The sequence below is a fragment of the Prevotella phocaeensis genome (genome assembly GCF_900065875.1).
In the GTDB taxonomy this organism is placed as follows: domain Bacteria; phylum Bacteroidota; class Bacteroidia; order Bacteroidales; family Bacteroidaceae; genus Prevotella; species Prevotella phocaeensis.
Window position 1 is genome coordinate 315,618 of the sequence record NZ_LT160625.1, and the last position, 16,120, is coordinate 331,737.

The following is a 16,120-nucleotide window of genomic DNA, read 5'->3' on the forward strand; positions in this document are numbered from 1 at the left end:
GAAGATTAAGATAAAAATTCCTTTACTTGCCGATATACATTCTCAGCGGTAAATCCTAATTTCTCATTCAATACCTTATAAGGTGCAGAATAACCAAAGCTACATAATCCAAATACTTTTCCGTTTTTTCCCACAAGGCCTTCCAAAGTTACAGGAAGCCCTGCTGTTAAGCCGAATATCTTTGCGTCATGAGGTAATATTTTTTCTTGATATTCTATACATTGTCGACGGAAAAGTCCCTCCGACGGTACACTCACGATTCTCACCTTTATATTATCTTTTCGTAAGAGATCAGCTCCTGCCACGAGCGTAGATACTTCAGAGCCGGATGCCAGCAATATTACATCAAATTTCTCGTCAGAATTGGCGATAACGTATGCTCCTTTACGCACTCCATCATAATCGTTTCCATCGGGAAGGTCGTCTATTGTCTGTCGTGAGAGTATCAGTGCAGTGGGCGTCTCCATGTTTTCCATAGCCATTTGCCAGCAGATCGTCGTCTCATGTACATCTGCAGGACGGAATACACGCATGGAATCTTTTCCATGATGGTTTTGTAGCTTTTCCATCAAGCGTATCTGTGCTTCTTGCTCCACAGGCTCATGTGTTGGACCATCTTCACCAACGCGAAATGCATCATGGCTCCAAATGAATTTAATTGGAACTTCCATAAGAGCTGCCATACGTATCGCAGGTTTCATATAATCAGAGAAAACAAAGAAAGTTCCACATGCAGGAATGACGCCTCCGTGCAGATACATTCCGATGCAGACGCATGCCATAGTTAATTCGCTGACACCCGCTTGGAAAAAGGCCCCCGTAAAGTCTCCCCTTTGGATATTGTGGGTTTTCTTAAGGAAACCATCGGTTTTATCAGAATTACACAAATCGGCAGAAGAACAAACCATATTTGGCACCTGCTCTGCCAGTACGCTAAGACAGTTTGCTGAAGCCGTACGAGTGGCTGCATTAGCAGGTTGTACAATACTGTTCCAATCAACAAATGGGGAGTGAGCTGTAAACCAATCTTTCATCTGCTGCGCTTTTATTGGATTTTTCTTTGCCCAAATCTCTTCCTCTTGATGACGTTTGCCTACGATATGCATGAGTTCTTCATGCCTTCGTACATAGATATCACGTGTCTCTGGGAAGATAACAAAAGGATTTTCCGTATTGCCTCCAAGGTTTTTCACCGTATTTATATAAGCGTCTCCTCCAAGTGGTGCTCCGTGTGTTTTTACGTTGCCTTCATAACTTGAACCATCTGCTTGTAAAGCGCCTTTTGCCATGACAGTCTTTCCGATGATAAGGGTGGGGCGTTTTTTTTCAGAAAGAGAAGTGTTGAGTGCCATGCGTATCTGGTCTATGTCGTTACCGTCAATAGTAATAACATTCCATCCCCAAGACTTATATTTCATCTCTGTATCTTCGGCCATTACAACATCACAACCTGTAGATAGCTGTACATCGTTAGCATCGTAGAACATAATGAGGTTATTCAGTCCTAAAAGACCAGCGATTCTACCTGCACCTTGTGAAATTTCTTCCTGTATGCCACCGTCGGAAATATATGCATATATCTTATGTTGCATTACCTCATGTCCCAAACGTGCTTCAAGAAATTTTTCGGCAATGGCAGCACCTACAGCGTATGTATGTCCTTGACCGAGTGGCCCCGACGTATTTTCAATTCCTCGTTCAATATTACGTTCTGGGTGTCCGGGTGTCGGTGATCCCCATTGCCTGAAATTCTTCAGGTCTTCAATGGTATATTTTCCTTGTAATGTAAGAACAGAATATAACATGGGCGACATATGTCCCGGATCCAAATAGAAACGATCACGTCCCTCCCATGTAGGATTTTTAGGATCATAAATCAAATATTCAGAAAAGAGCACATTGATAAAATCGGCACCTCCCATAGCACCACCGGGATGTCCCGACTTTGCTTTTTCTACCATAGACACTGCAAGTATGCGAATATTATCCGCTGCTTTTCGCATTAGTTTATTGTCGTTCATCATATTAGTTTTCCCATTTTAATTTTATGCAAATATACCATTTTATATTGAGAAAGACTATATATTTATTTGTTTTTTATATTAACGATTATATTTTTGATCTATATTATCGCTATCAAATAAATTAATATAAATAAAAAAACAGACCAATCAGCAAATCTGATCGGCCTGTATGATTTATTACATATTATTTTACACTGAATTTATAAGCTGCGTGGCTGTAATATTTCTCTCCGGATTTTAGGTAAGGAGAAGGCCAATTACTTTTGTTGGGAGAATCAGGATATTTTTGAGTCTCAAGGCAAACAGAGGCTTGGCGTGGATAAGCAATGCCTTTTTTGCCCTTAATTCCTGAGCCGAGGAAGTTGCCCGTGTAGACTTGGATACCCGGTTCATTAGTGAAAACTTCCATAAAAATACCAGATTCAGGGGAGTAAAGGCTTGCTGCAACTTTCGTATCATCTCCTTTACCATTCTTATAGGTGTTCAATACCCAGTTATGATCGTAGCCATTGGCATTCTTTATTTGCTGGAATGAGGTGTCGCCAATAGTTTGATAGAGGGCGTGACGTTTGGTGAAATCCATTGGGGTGCCGTATACTGACTTTACTTCACCGGTAGTCATATATGTACTGTCTGTTGGCGTGTAATTATCTGCATTGATATACAACACCATATTCGTTCCCGGTTTCGATGGATCTCCGGATAGATTGAAATATGAATGATTTGTCATATTGATAACAGTCTCGGCGTCTGTGGTTGCTTCGAATATCATATCTAAAATGCCATCGTTTTTAACAGTATAGGTAACTGTTGCCGTTACATTTCCCGGAAAGTTATTGTCGCCATCGGGAGATTTTATGGTTAATTGAAGGGTTGAGTCGTTTAATTGTTTTCCATCATATACCTGATATTGCCATCCTGATGGACCACCATGTAAACAGTGTCCGTAATTATTGGTTGGCAATTGTATCTGTTTACCGGCAACCGTAATCTTTCCTTTATTAATACGGTTAGCATAACGTCCGATTGCAGCGCCGAAATCACTGGGACTATTCACCGAATCTGCATATTGGGCAATATTATCATAACCTAATACGACATCGGTTGGAGTTCCATTTTTATTTGGAACACAGATAGAAACAATTCTCCCACCGAAATTAGTAACGCAAACTTCCATGTTATTTGCATTTTTCAGAACATAGAGCTTCACCGGCTTATTATTGATTGTAGTATCAAATCTTGCGGGATCTAATCCCGATTCTGTGAATTTGTTATTTGAAGAACATGCAGAAAAAACTGCGAATAAAATACCTATTCCCCAAATAGATCCTTTTGCCTTTTTCATATCAACAATTGTTTTTAGTGAAAGAGCCTGTACCAAAAATATGATATCAGGCTCCTAATTAAGTCTATTAATATAGTGTTAGCAAATTTTTCGTGAGCCATCGCTGATTACTACATCGTAAACAGCCGGAGCATGACCGAATTTTGCTGCATATTTATTTTTAGCATCTATAATAAATTTATCATAGAGATCATTCTTTACTAAGTTGATAGTACAACCTCCAAAGCCGCCTCCCATGATGCGACTTCCGGTAACACCGTTTTCTTTGGCCAATTCGTTTAAGTAATCAAGTTCCGCACAAGACACTTCATATTCCTTACTCAATCCATAATGTGTTTCGTACATCTTTTGGCCCACAGTTTCGTAATCACCGGCATTCAGTGCATCACAAACGGCAAGCACACGATCTTTTTCGCCCAAAACATAATGAGCTCGTTTATAATCTTCTTCAGATACATCGGCCTTAACTGCTTCTAGCATCTCCCAATCTGCATCACGTAAAGTTTCTATCTTTTTGTTTGTAAACTTCCTTTGAAGTGCAGCAACTACGTTTTCACAGCTTTTACGACGATCGTTATAGGCAGAAGATGCCAGCTCATGTTTCACTTTACTATCTAAAAGAACAAGCTTATAACCTTCCGGATTGAATGGGAAATATTCAAACTCACGGCTTCTGCAATCAAGACGCATAAGTTTACCAGCCTGTCCGAATACTGAGGCAAACTGATCCATAATGCCACAATTCACACCACAATAATTATGTTCAGTAGCCTGACCAGCCAACACCATATCCCATTTCGAGACCTTATTGTCTCCGAACAAATCGTTCAAGGCAAAAGCAAAGCAACTTTCAAGAGCTGCAGAAGAGGACATACCAGCTCCCAATGGAACATCTCCTGAAAAAGCAGTATTAAATCCTTTGACATCTACTCCTAACTTTTTCATTTCTTGAATGATGCCATAAATATATCGTGCCCAACTGGCTCTTGGCCCTTTAGGATCATCCACCTTAAATTCAACACGGTCTTTCAAGTCAATAGAGTAGCACATAACTGTATTCGTACCATTCGGACGAAGTTCTGCCATGATACCTTTATCTACAGCTCCCGGAAATACAAATCCGCCATTATAGTCTGTATGTTCGCCTATAAGATTTATACGTCCGGGAGACGCGTAAATATTACCTGTCTTACCGTCAAAATGCTTGATAAAACGACTCCTTACATGTTCAATGTCCATAATAATCTGATTTAGATAGTTAATATTCAATATATTTGGCGCATTGAAAAATAAAATAATCAATGCGCCAATACCAATTTTATTCTACAGGGATATTTTTATTGACATTCTTACTGCCTGCAATAGCATAGAAGCAGAGGTATGCCAATCCGATGAGTGGTACAATGTAGGATATCAAGTAGCCAGCATTATCTGCAATGAAATTTTGTAGTAATGGAAGAATACCTCCACCGACTACCATCATCATAAAGATACCCGATGCTGCTGCCGTATATTTTCCCAAACCCTCTGTGGCAAGGTTGAATATACATGGCCACATAACAGAAGTACATAGACCGCAAAGAACAAAGAGTAGGGCAGCAATAGGAACAGTTACCATTTCAAAAGAAGAACCGGTAAATACCGGCATGGAAACAGTAATGGTTTTTCCAAGCATGATTGCAAAGACGATAAGAGTTATAGCGCAAATAGTTGTAACTGTTACCATCGTTTTGCTTGATATTTTGTTAGCAATAAATCCGGCAGTAAAACGTCCTACCAACATCAAGAACCAATATGTTGCAGCCACGGTACCGGCAATAGCAACGGCATTTTTAAGAAGTCCTCCACCGGCTGTTGTCGTATCGGAAAGATAGAATATCATTGTTCCGGGGATACCTACTTCTATTCCTACATAAAAGAAAATACCAATAACTCCCAACACAAAATGGCGAAAGGCCCAAGGGCTGTGTTCGAATACGGTTTCTGCAGTAGTTTTTCCAACTTGTGGATCTTGGATAGGAATAAACATCAGTATAATAAAAACTACTGCAAATACTCCCATTGCAATGTATAGAACAAGATTTATGTTCACCATAGCAGTATCTTTAGTTACTGTGCCAATCAGTGCGCCGACCAATAGCGGTGTAAGAGTACCCGTCAGAGAGTTCAATGTTCCACCGATGAGGTTCAGCTGATTGCCTCTATTCCCACCTCCACCAAGAAGATTAAGCATTGGATTGACAACAGTATTAAGGATACATACACAGAAACCACCGATAAACGCTCCCAAAAGGTAGATAACAAATCCGGTTACTCTGGCGTCTGCTTCAAAAAATCCTGATAAAAATTGAACGAATACGCCTACAAAGCCAAGGATGATACCGGCGAGAGCAGTCTTCTTGTAGCCTATTTTAGACAACATCTTACCGGCGGGTATTCCCATAAAAAAGTATGCAAGGAAGTTCATCGCATTACCGAGCATTCCTACTGTATTCGCACTATCACCTTGGAATGCATTTTTCCAAATAACTCCAATAGGTGCTGCCAGATTTGTTACAAATGAAATCATGGCGTAAAGAAACATCATTGTGATAATCGCAATGATGCTACTTTGGTTTTTTGTTGTATTCTCCATTTAATTTAAAATGTTTTTAGTTATATAATTATGTTATTGTTTTTCTACTCCAAACTTATAAATTGTTTTTTGCTTATACATTTGCCCTTCTTTCAAAACAACCGAGGGGAAGTATGGATGATTGGGGCTATCGGGGAAATGCTGCGCCTCGAAACAGACAGCACTTCGGCGGGGGAATGTGGCTCCATGCTGTCCTTTATATCCGTCTGCCCAATTGTCTGTATATAATTGTACACCGGGCTCGGTTGTATATACTTCCATTGTCCGACCGCTGACGGGTTCTTTTATTCTTGCTGCAAAACTGAGTTCGCCTTCTTCTTTCTTATTCAGCACATAGCAATGATCGTATCCTGCACCGTTTTGTATTTGTTCATCTTTTGCATCAATATCCTGCCCAATGGTTTTAGAGTGTCTGAAATCAAAGGGGGTGTTTTCTACAAAGCGGATTTCTCCTGTTGGGATGGAAGTTTTGTCGATTGGCAAATAGAAATCTGCATTGATTTCACAAATCAAATTTTCAATGGTGGGTGTGGGATTGCCGATACCGGCTAAAGAAAAGAAACCATGACTTGTAAGATTGATGATGGTATTCTTATTAGTGGTGGCCATATAATCAATGACCAGTTCGTTATCATTGTTAAAGCTATAGACCACAGTAACTTTAACTTCGCCCGAGAAGCCTTCTTCGCCATAAGGACTGACATATTTCAGAACCAGCGTCTGTTCATTCATTTGGAGAGCTTCCCATACCTTGGCATTAAAGCCCTTTTTCCCTCCATGAAGGCAGTTCGGACCGTTATTAATCGGTAGACTGTATTCTTTTCCATGCAGTTGGAATTTGCCTTTTGCTATTCTATTGCCATATCTTCCAATCAATGTGGAAAGGTAAGGCTCCGGAGATTCTATTACATCTTTAATATTATCGTGCCCCTGAATTACATTAGCATGTTTCCCGTTTTTATCGGGTACCATAATTGCAACAATGGCTCCTCCGTAATTTGTGATGGCAACTTCGTTGCCAACTTCATTTCTAAGAATATATAGGTCTACTTTCTTACCGTTGATTGTAGTCTGAAAATCCTCACGTTTCAGTCCACAGAGATTTTCTCTTTCCGTTGTGTTTGTCATAAAAACAAGTTTTTAGTTACTTTATGTTGTTGCAAAGTAACTGAAAAAAAACGAATGCTACAAATTATAATCTGGAAATTACAAATGCTTATGAGTTAAAAACAATTAATTTATACTGCTTTTGCAGGTTCGGTTGTTAGCGATTTAGAAGAAACGTGTGTGGGCGGAGCGAGAGATTAAAAAGAGGTGTAATCCTGTAAAATCTTTTACATTTTTTACAAACTTATTGTAGGTATGCATAATAGATGGTATATTTATCACAGATATACATGGCGGATATTTACAATAGGCGGTATTCTTTAACGTGTTAGAGGCGGCATATTGGTTTAATGTAAAATATATGTGGAATTTACTTTGATGTATGATAGCTGTCAAGTAGTTTATATTTTCTTTTCATCATTCGTGTATAGATATTGCGAAGCCATACTTTATGTAATGCGATGAATACTGTTCCTAACGCAAGCATCAGTATATATGCCTTCGTATCTCCGATCAACGTTTGCAGAAAAGAGGCCAATGTCATCGGGATGAATAGGCATATCATTTCTACTCCAACTTGGAAATAATTGTTTTCAAATCCTGAACGGCTGATGTATTTTGTATTAAGTGGTATCGTTTGAGTATTATACACAGCCATTTGAAAGAGGATGAAATATTGTACGCCTGCAGTGAATACAGCATATGAAACTAACATGAGTAAAGACCATTTTTCCATAAAAACTGTGGGTAACATCAGCAAGAAAGGGAATATCAAAATGATGGAGTAAAAGAAATATTTTGCTCTCAGCAGCAAAAGAATATTTTCTTTTTTAACCATCAGACAGTCTATGAAATTAGCTTCATAGCACATAATTTTGATGAGTATCATTGAACCGAAGATTACGTAGTTGTAAAGACAAAAGAAGTTGGCATAATACTTGGAATCATATATTCTGCTGAATGAGATAAGAAGGGAAAATATTAATATTATTAAAGACGAGAAGATGAAACTCTTCCTTGGATTTTTATTTCTAAGAGTCATTTTTACCTCTAATTGAAAGTATTTTCCATACTCACCTAATGTGCTGAGAAAAGAGTAATTTCTAATTTTATGATGGATATTCTGGTCTGCATGCGACAGTTCTTTCATGATATGGCTGTATTGTAACTTCCTGTTACAAAATATAACTATGAACAAGAGGATAGCTGCAACGATGTATGGAAAGGGAGAACCGTCGGTGATGGAGGTCCCGATCTTTGCATATGTATCGCAAAGATTATCTATTCCTGATTTTTCACCAATATAGCTTGGACTGTACAAAAAGGCATATATACCCATCGGTAATATCCACCACGCGATGTGATCGTTAATCAGAGTTCTTACGATGGCATACCATTGACTATTTGCGAAAATAATAACGACATAGAAAAGAAGTAGCCCTAATGATAATAGTAGACCATAACTGAAAAAGACGGACATGATAATATAGGGAATAAGTAGGGCAAACCATATGAAATTTCCTATGGAGAACAAGGAGCTGACAATAAAACTATCAATGCATAAATGTCGAGGTACAGGTAAAAGAACATAAGGCTTAATAAGTTGCGCAGGAGTTTGCTGAACTATAAACCTGAAAAGGAAGTCGAGAGTAAGGATAAAAGGACTGATACCAAGAATAAATTCTATCGGCGTTATCGATTTATCATTGTTTACCGCTAACGACAATGTTACGGCAATAAGCATTAAGTATGCAATGATAAAAAGACATATAATACCGAGCATAAACTTAGCAACGCGGTTTTGTTGATAGCTGAAACTGCGTTTTTGAGAAAGTCTCCTATGTCGATAAAGGGTATAAAAGAATTCAATCGTATATTTAACGGAACAAAAATTCTCCTTGATATTCATTATCGTACGGAATATTGATACCGCCTTTTATCTTAAATCAATGATCTCTGCTGTAGGATAATCTTTAGCTCTAAAGATAAAGGTGGAGTTGGGAATACTCTTTGTTTTAAAATTTGTGATGTTGACAGTTATCCATCCATCTTTCTGATGCATCTTAATTTGAACTGGTTGGTAAGAATTTTTATTAATAAGAATATACATTTCTTTGATGACTTTATGTGTATCTGTCGCCGATAAATATACTTGATAATTATTGCCGATAGTTTTCATTGTGAGGTTGTATCCTGAACGATACATATTAATAAAAGTATAGGGATTCATAGAGATTTGCTGTGCTGAGGTAGGAGTTGAAACGTTTACCTCGTTCGTCTTTTTCATATAAGTCCACTGCGTCTTTCCATCATACCAAACGATAGCTTGTGCAGTCTGGGCATAAAATTTCTTCCCTTTTATGGCAATAAAACCGCTTGTTGTCGCAATTTTACCGCTTGACATTTGAAAATTGGCAGATGCGCCATCCTTATTACTGATGCAGGCTGCAGTTTTATCTAATACAACTTTCGCCTGTGTGTCATTAACAGCACTTATTTTACCTAAGAAACTTAAAAGAAATATGATGAATAACAATCTTTTTTTGAAGTCCATATTTTTTTAATAAGTTTTAGAATTATATTTATTATTGGCGGAAAGAATTGATGATTGTAATCAAAGTGTTCTCGTCTTGTACCAATACATCTCTCGGCTTACTGCCTTGTGCAGGACCGACAATTCCAGCAGTTTCTAACTGATCCATCAATCTTCCGGCACGATTATAGCCAATGGAGAACCGCCGTTGGATCATACTTGTAGAACCTTGTTGTGATGTCACGATAGCGCGTGCAGCCTCTTCGAAATAAGGATCGATCATTTGTATGTCACCTCCTCCTTTGACTTCCCCATTTTTTCCATCCGATATGGGTTCTGGCAGCAATATAGGCTCTACGGGGCCGGGTTGATTTGATATGTATTCATTGATTTTCTCTATTTCCGGAGTATCCACAAATGCACACTGTACGCGTACCGGTTCATTTCCACTAAGAAAGAGCATATCACCTCGACCGATTAATTGATTGGCTCCGGGACGGTCGAGTATAGTCCTTGAATCAATCATAGCACTGACTTTAAAAGCCATTCTACCGGGGAAGTTGGCTTTAATGCTGCCTGTAATAATATTGGTGGTAGGACGTTGTGTTGCAATGATCATATGGATACCGACGGCACGTGCGAGTTGAGCAATTCTTGTTATTGGCAGCTCAATTTCTTTTCCGGCAGTCATAATAAGGTCTCCATATTCATCGATGATGACAACGATATAAGGCATGTATTCATGTCCTTTTGTCAAATTTAACTGATGATTTATAACTTTTCGGTTGTATTCTTTAATATTCCTTGCCCCTGCCAACTTCAACATATCATACCTATGATCCATTAGCGTGCATAAAGAATTTAGGGTTTTGACAACTTTTGTAACATCTGTGATGATCGGTTCATCCTCATTATCCGGTACTGTTGCCATGAAATGATCGGCAATTGGGCTATATACACTGAACTCAACTTTCTTAGGATCGATCAGAATAATTTTTAATTCATTGGGATGTTTCTTATATAGCAGTGATGTGATAATAGCGTTCAAACCTACAGACTTGCCTTGACCGGTTGCACCTGCAACCAACAAATGAGGAATTTTTGCTAAATCTACCATGAACACATCGTTCGTAATGGTTTTACCAATGGCAAGAGGAAGTTCCATAGTGGTCTCCTGAAATTTTCTGGAATTGAGGATACTCTCCATAGAAACGGTATTAGGTTTCTTATTCGGAACCTCAATGCCTATCGTTCCTTTACCGGGTATCGGGGCTATGATTCTGATCCCAAGAGCTGATAAACTAAGAGCTATATCATCTTCGAGATTGCGTATCTTCGAAATCCGCACACCTTCAGCAGGAGTAATTTCATACAGTGTTATGGTTGGGCCTACAGTGGCTTTTATTTCGCGTATCTCAACACCGAAGTTATGCAATACCTCTACGATGCGAGCATTGTTAGCACGTATTTCCTCTTCATCCACCTTGGGTTTATCGTCATGACTGTATTTCTTGAGTAAATCCAACGTGGGAAACTTGTATTTGGTAAATGGTTCACGTGGATTGATTGGAGTATTGAGCGCTTCCGTTGCTGTTAAAGTTGCTCCAAGTGCTTTTTCATCTGCCTGTGCAACTTCTATTGTGAGCTTCTCTGTTGACTTATTATCAGAGAAATTACTTTCATTTTTTGGAGTCATCTTGGTCTCCGATGATTTAAAATTTGTCAGATCAATAACCGGAGACCTTTCATCTTCAGTGGATATACTCGTATCTTCTTGAGCATATTTTTCCGTATATTCAGAGGTAAAATTGTTAATCTCCTCTTTTTCGTTATGGTTGTTTGTTATGGTAAGTTTTACTTTTGAAGTCAAATATTTTACAGGATTCAGTGCTTTGCGGACAATATTAATAGTCTCAGCACTTAAATAAGTTAGAAATGCTAAAGCAACAAACAGAAGTAAAGCAGTAAGTCCGGGAGGACCTATTAGGTTTTCTATCTTCTGTACACAGAAGAGCCCATGATTACCTCCGGGATTAAAGACTTGATCTCCCATAATCGGTGTTAGGAATTTTGCAAGTGTAATTGAACTCCAAATCATGATAAGCATTGTACTGAAAAACCACTTCCATAAATTTATATTATATACTTTCATCAGTTTGAGACTGACAATAATGATAAAAATAGGAATGAAAAATGCCGGAAAACCAAAACTTTCTGTAATTAAAATATAAGATATGATGGCACCGAAGCTACCGCAGTAATTAGAAAATTCTTTATTATTATTGAGCCATTCTCCCGGCCTCATATCTTCAAGAATACTTTGATCTGCCCGCCCAGTGTTGAAATAAGAGACCATAGCTATAATTACAATGACCGATACCAGCATTAAGATAATGCCAAGGAGAAAATCTGTTTTTTCGTTACTTAGTATATTGTTTGAGACACTGAGCGCATTCTTTGTTTTGCGCTCAGATTTTTTTCTACCCATATTCCGCTTTGATAATGAATTTACCTGCAAAAATAGTGAAAAATGTTAGAAATGAGTATATTTTCATAACTTTTTTCTATTTTTGCAAATCGTTAGAATGTAGAAATGAAAAAAAGCATATATAATAAATTTGATAAGAAAATAATATCCACCCTTCCACAGGTTCTTTTCCAAGGAAAAATAGTCGTCATTTTGAATGATACGGACGCGAAGGAAGCCGTAGATTACTTACTGTCAAGCGATATTTTGGGAGTAGATACAGAAACACGGCCTACATTTAAAAAAGGACAGATACATAAAGTTTCTTTACTTCAGGTTGCGACAAAAGACATCTGTTTTCTTTTTCGGTTAAATATGATTGGCATTAATGATGATGTGAAGCGACTTTTGGAAAATAAGTCGGTGCCAATGATTGGTTTGTCGTGGCATGACGACATTTTGGCTTTACATAAAAGGAGAGCATTTAATCCCGGGTATTTTATTGATCTCCAAAATATTGTGGGAGAATTAGGTATTAAAGATTTAAGTTTACAAAAGTTATATGCTAACATTTTTCATCAGAAAATTAGTAAACGGCAGCAACTTACCAATTGGGATGCAGACGTTTTGAACGATAAGCAAAAGGAATATGCTGCTACAGATGCATGGGCTTGCGTCATGCTTTATAACGAAATCATGCATCTTAAACAATCCGGAGACTATGAACTTGTATCAGGAAATGAAAACGAAAATTATCATTTCTGAAAATATTCAATAAGTATTAATCTCATGTATAAATCTGTCTACTTGAAAAAGGGAAAAGAAGAATCGATAAGACGTTTTCATCCATGGATATTTTCTGGGGCAATCGATCATGTCGACGACCAACTCGAAGAAGGAGAGATTGTTCGTGTGTTGACTTTGTACGGAGACTTTTTAGCTGTAGGACACTATCAAATCGGGACGATAACAGTTCGTATTTTATCTTTTGAAGATTGTAAAATAGACGATAAATTCTGGAAAACAAGGATACAGACAGCATTTGAACTTAGATTAGCTATAGGAGTTGTAAGAGAAAGCAATAATGCTTATCGTCTCATTCATGGTGAAGGAGATAATCTACCCGGTCTGATAATCGACTGTTATGGACATACTGCCGTCATGCAAGCACATAGTGTGGGCATGCATATTTCCCGTCATACCATTTGTAATGTATTGATGATGGTAATGAAGGATATTATTTTTAATGTATACTACAAAAGCGATACCACTTTACCACATAAGGCTGCTCTTGGACAAGAAAACGTTTTTTTAGTGGGAGGAGACGAAAAGAATATTGCTATTGAGAATGGATTAAATTTTCAAGTAGACTGGTTAAAAGGACAAAAAACTGGGTTCTTTGTAGACCAACGCGATAACCGTTCTTTATTGGAGAAATTTGCTAAAGGGCGATCTGTACTTAATATGTTTTGTTATACCGGTGGTTTCTCTGTGTATGCTATGCGGGGTGGGGCTAAATTAGTTCACTCTGTTGATAGTAGTGCAAAGGCTATTGAGCTGACCAATAAAAATATAAGTCTGAATTTCCCAAATGATGACCGGCATAAGGCTTTTTGTGAAGATGCATTTAAATATCTTGATCGTAATAATGACAAGTACGATCTCATCATTTTGGATCCTCCTGCATTTGCAAAACATCGTGCAGCATTGCACAATGCCTTAAAAGGATATATTCGGCTAAATGTGAAAGGATTTGAAAAAATTAGGCATGGTGGTATTCTTTTTACTTTCAGTTGTTCTCAGGTTGTTACCAAAGATAACTTCCGCAATGCTGTCTTTACTGCAGCAGCACAAGCCGGTAGGAATGTACGTATTTTATACCAGTTGCATCAACCAGCCGATCATCCGATTAACATTTATCATCCAGAAGGAGAATATTTAAAAGGATTAGTTCTATACGTTGAATAGTTTTACACAGATTGTATCTGCCTATATTACATCAGAATCTCTTCTATCAAAAGATTCCAAGTATGTAGTTGCATTGTCGGGCGGCGCTGACAGTGTAGCCCTGTTGCTCACACTCAAGAGATTGGGATATGTAATCGATGCTGCACATTGTAATTTTCACCTTCGGGGAGAAGAGTCACAACGCGACGAAGAATTTTGTATATCGTTGTGTAAACGTGAAAATATACGATTACATCGCAGCCATTTTGATACGAAGGCCTATGCAGAACTTCACAAAATAAGTATCGAAATGGCTGCACGTGAACTGCGCTATCATTATTTTAACCAATTAATTCACGATATTGGAGCACAAGGTGTATGCGTTGCACATCACCGTGACGATAGTGTGGAAACCGTATTGATCAACCTCATCCGAGGAACCGGTATTCATGGATTGTGTGGTATCGCCGCCCGTAATGGAAATGTTTTGCGACCGCTACTTTGTGTCAGCCGTCTTGATATTTTGGAATATCTTAAGCAGCTACATCAAGAGTTCGTGGTAGATAGCAGCAATTTAATAGACAATGTGCAGCGTAATAAAATTCGTTTGGATATTTTACCGGTCATGCAGAATATCAATCCTGCCGTATATACCAATATTGCAAAAACAGCACAGTATGTGGGGGAGGCGGTTAAAATGTTAGATGATCTACTAAAAGATAAAATTGTATGGCAGAATAAGGGCAGCTATAAGTCTTTCGATATTATAAACATCCATACCGAATATGAATTATGGTACCTTTTAAGAGGTTGCGGTTTTACATCTATCCAAGTAGAACAGGCCTATCATAGCCTTAAATCAACTTCAGGAAAGAGATGGATATCAAAAGAATATCAGCTATTAATAGATCGCGGAAGACTCCTTCTTGACAGAAATATCCCTAATCAAAGATCGTTGCATTCCAAAAAATTAGTTATTCCAGAGTGTGGTACCTATATCTATACGGAGTATCTGAGTTTTAAAATCTCATTGATAACGGTCGATAAAGAGTTTGAATTAAGCAGAAAGCCAGACTGTGTATGCCTTGATGCAGCTATTGTTACTTTTCCTTTAACGATACGAAAGACTGCAACAGGGGACCGTTTCGTCCCATTGGGAATGAATGGATCTAAATTAATCAGCGACTTTATGACAGATAAAAAACATTCCTTATTTGAAAAGCAAAGGCAGCTTGTTGTAGAAGATGCTTCTGAACGTGTCGTTTGGTTAGTAAACGAGCGACCTGATAATCGCTTTCGTGTGACACATTCTACAACATCTGTTTTAAAAATAGAGATGCTCTCTTGAGGTCATCAGGAGTATCTATTCCTACAGTTTCTATATCGGTTATACCCACTTTTATCTTGTATCCGTTTTGCAACCATCTTAATTGTTCTAAACTTTCAGCCTTTTCAAGTGTCGATTGGGGAAGTTTGGTAATCTCGTCAAGTACCTCTTTTTTGTATGCATATATTCCCAAATGTTTGAGAAAGGGGTAGGAAGTTAACCATTCTCCAGCATCAATTCCTCTGATAAAAGGTATGATAGACCGCGAAAAATACATAGCATAGCCATTATTATCAAGTACGATTTTGGGTGAGTTAATGTTTTCCACTTCTTTCATCGTGCTAAAATATTTGCCAAGTGTGGCTATTTGGGTAGTCGGATCATCAAAGCAATGACACAACACTTCAATCTGCGTCTTTCTGACAAACGGTTCATCACCCTGTATATTCACAACAACATCCCATTTTCCCCCTATTTTTCCTATCGCTTCAGCTATTCTGTCAGTACCACTTTGGTGATCTTTGCGTGTCATCACAACCTTTCCCCCGAATGATGCTACACAATCGTATATTCGTTCATCATCGGTTGCAACATAAGCATTTTCAAGTGCTGATACAGCTCTCTCGTATACATGTTGAATTATCGGTTTGTTTCCAAGTAAAGCAAGCGGCTTACCCGGAAAGCGCGTAGAGGAGTATCTCGCAGGAATAATCCCAATAAATTTCATCGTAGTTG

The 16,120-nt window shown here is 38.2% G+C and carries 12 protein-coding genes; 3 read left to right on the forward strand and 9 right to left on the reverse strand.

Going from position 1 to position 16,120, the window contains the following annotated elements:
* Positions 1–5 precede the first annotated feature (5 nt).
* The 8 genes from BN3912_RS07995 to BN3912_RS08030 form a co-directional block, all read right to left on the reverse strand.
* Positions 6–2,021 (reverse strand): transketolase family protein, encoded by a 2,016-nt coding sequence (locus BN3912_RS07995; RefSeq protein WP_036859107.1) that lies wholly within the window; start codon positions 2,019–2,021, stop codon positions 6–8.
* 187 nt (positions 2,022–2,208) lie between these two features.
* Positions 2,209–3,369, reverse strand: coding sequence for an aldose epimerase family protein (locus BN3912_RS08000; protein ID WP_023983053.1), 1,161 nt, complete (start codon positions 3,367–3,369; stop codon positions 2,209–2,211).
* Positions 3,370–3,447: 78 nt separating this feature from the next.
* On the reverse strand, positions 3,448–4,608 hold the full coding sequence (gene galK, locus BN3912_RS08005; protein ID WP_023983054.1) for a galactokinase: 1,161 nt from the start codon (positions 4,606–4,608) through the stop codon (positions 3,448–3,450).
* A 79-nt stretch (positions 4,609–4,687) separates the two neighbouring features.
* Complete coding sequence (locus BN3912_RS08010) at positions 4,688–6,004, reverse strand: MFS transporter (RefSeq protein WP_023983055.1); 1,317 nt, start codon at positions 6,002–6,004, stop codon at positions 4,688–4,690.
* Between the two features lie 33 nt (positions 6,005–6,037).
* The gene (locus tag BN3912_RS08015; protein ID WP_023983056.1) at positions 6,038–7,132 is read right to left on the reverse strand and encodes an aldose epimerase family protein; all 1,095 of its coding nucleotides are present in this window, start codon (positions 7,130–7,132) and stop codon (positions 6,038–6,040) included.
* A 349-nt stretch (positions 7,133–7,481) separates the two neighbouring features.
* Positions 7,482–9,020, reverse strand: coding sequence for a DUF5687 family protein (locus BN3912_RS08020; protein WP_023983057.1), 1,539 nt, complete (start codon positions 9,018–9,020; stop codon positions 7,482–7,484).
* A gap of 27 nt (positions 9,021–9,047) precedes the next feature.
* Positions 9,048–9,665 carry an outer membrane lipoprotein periplasmic chaperone LolA1 gene (locus tag BN3912_RS08025; RefSeq protein ID WP_023983058.1) on the reverse strand — a complete coding sequence of 206 codons (618 nt, stop codon included), beginning with the start codon at positions 9,663–9,665 and terminating at the stop codon, positions 9,048–9,050.
* A 31-nt stretch (positions 9,666–9,696) separates the two neighbouring features.
* On the reverse strand, positions 9,697–12,132 hold the full coding sequence (locus BN3912_RS08030; protein WP_023983059.1) for a DNA translocase FtsK: 2,436 nt from the start codon (positions 12,130–12,132) through the stop codon (positions 9,697–9,699).
* A gap of 105 nt (positions 12,133–12,237) precedes the next feature.
* Here BN3912_RS08030 and BN3912_RS08035 point away from each other — a divergent pair, with 105 nt between their 5' ends.
* From BN3912_RS08035 to tilS, 3 genes are read left to right on the forward strand one after another with little or no spacing between them, the layout of a single operon-like run.
* Positions 12,238–12,876: a 3'-5' exonuclease gene (locus BN3912_RS08035; RefSeq protein ID WP_023983060.1), complete on the forward strand. Its 639-nt coding sequence runs from the start codon at positions 12,238–12,240 to the stop codon at positions 12,874–12,876.
* Between the two features lie 24 nt (positions 12,877–12,900).
* Positions 12,901–14,079, forward strand: coding sequence for a class I SAM-dependent rRNA methyltransferase (locus BN3912_RS08040; RefSeq protein WP_023983061.1), 1,179 nt, complete (start codon positions 12,901–12,903; stop codon positions 14,077–14,079).
* A complete protein-coding gene (tilS, locus tag BN3912_RS08045; RefSeq protein WP_023983062.1) occupies positions 14,072–15,406 on the forward strand; it encodes a tRNA lysidine(34) synthetase TilS in 1,335 nt (444 codons plus the stop codon). Before BN3912_RS08040 ends, tilS begins: the two co-directional genes overlap by 8 nt.
* On the opposite strand, the gene kdsB is transcribed toward tilS, so the two are convergent.
* Positions 15,369–16,112 (reverse strand): 3-deoxy-manno-octulosonate cytidylyltransferase, encoded by a 744-nt coding sequence (gene kdsB, locus BN3912_RS08050; RefSeq protein WP_023983063.1) that lies wholly within the window; start codon positions 16,110–16,112, stop codon positions 15,369–15,371. The two genes, tilS and kdsB, sit on opposite strands and share 38 nt — an antisense overlap.
* Positions 16,113–16,120 lie beyond the last annotated feature (8 nt).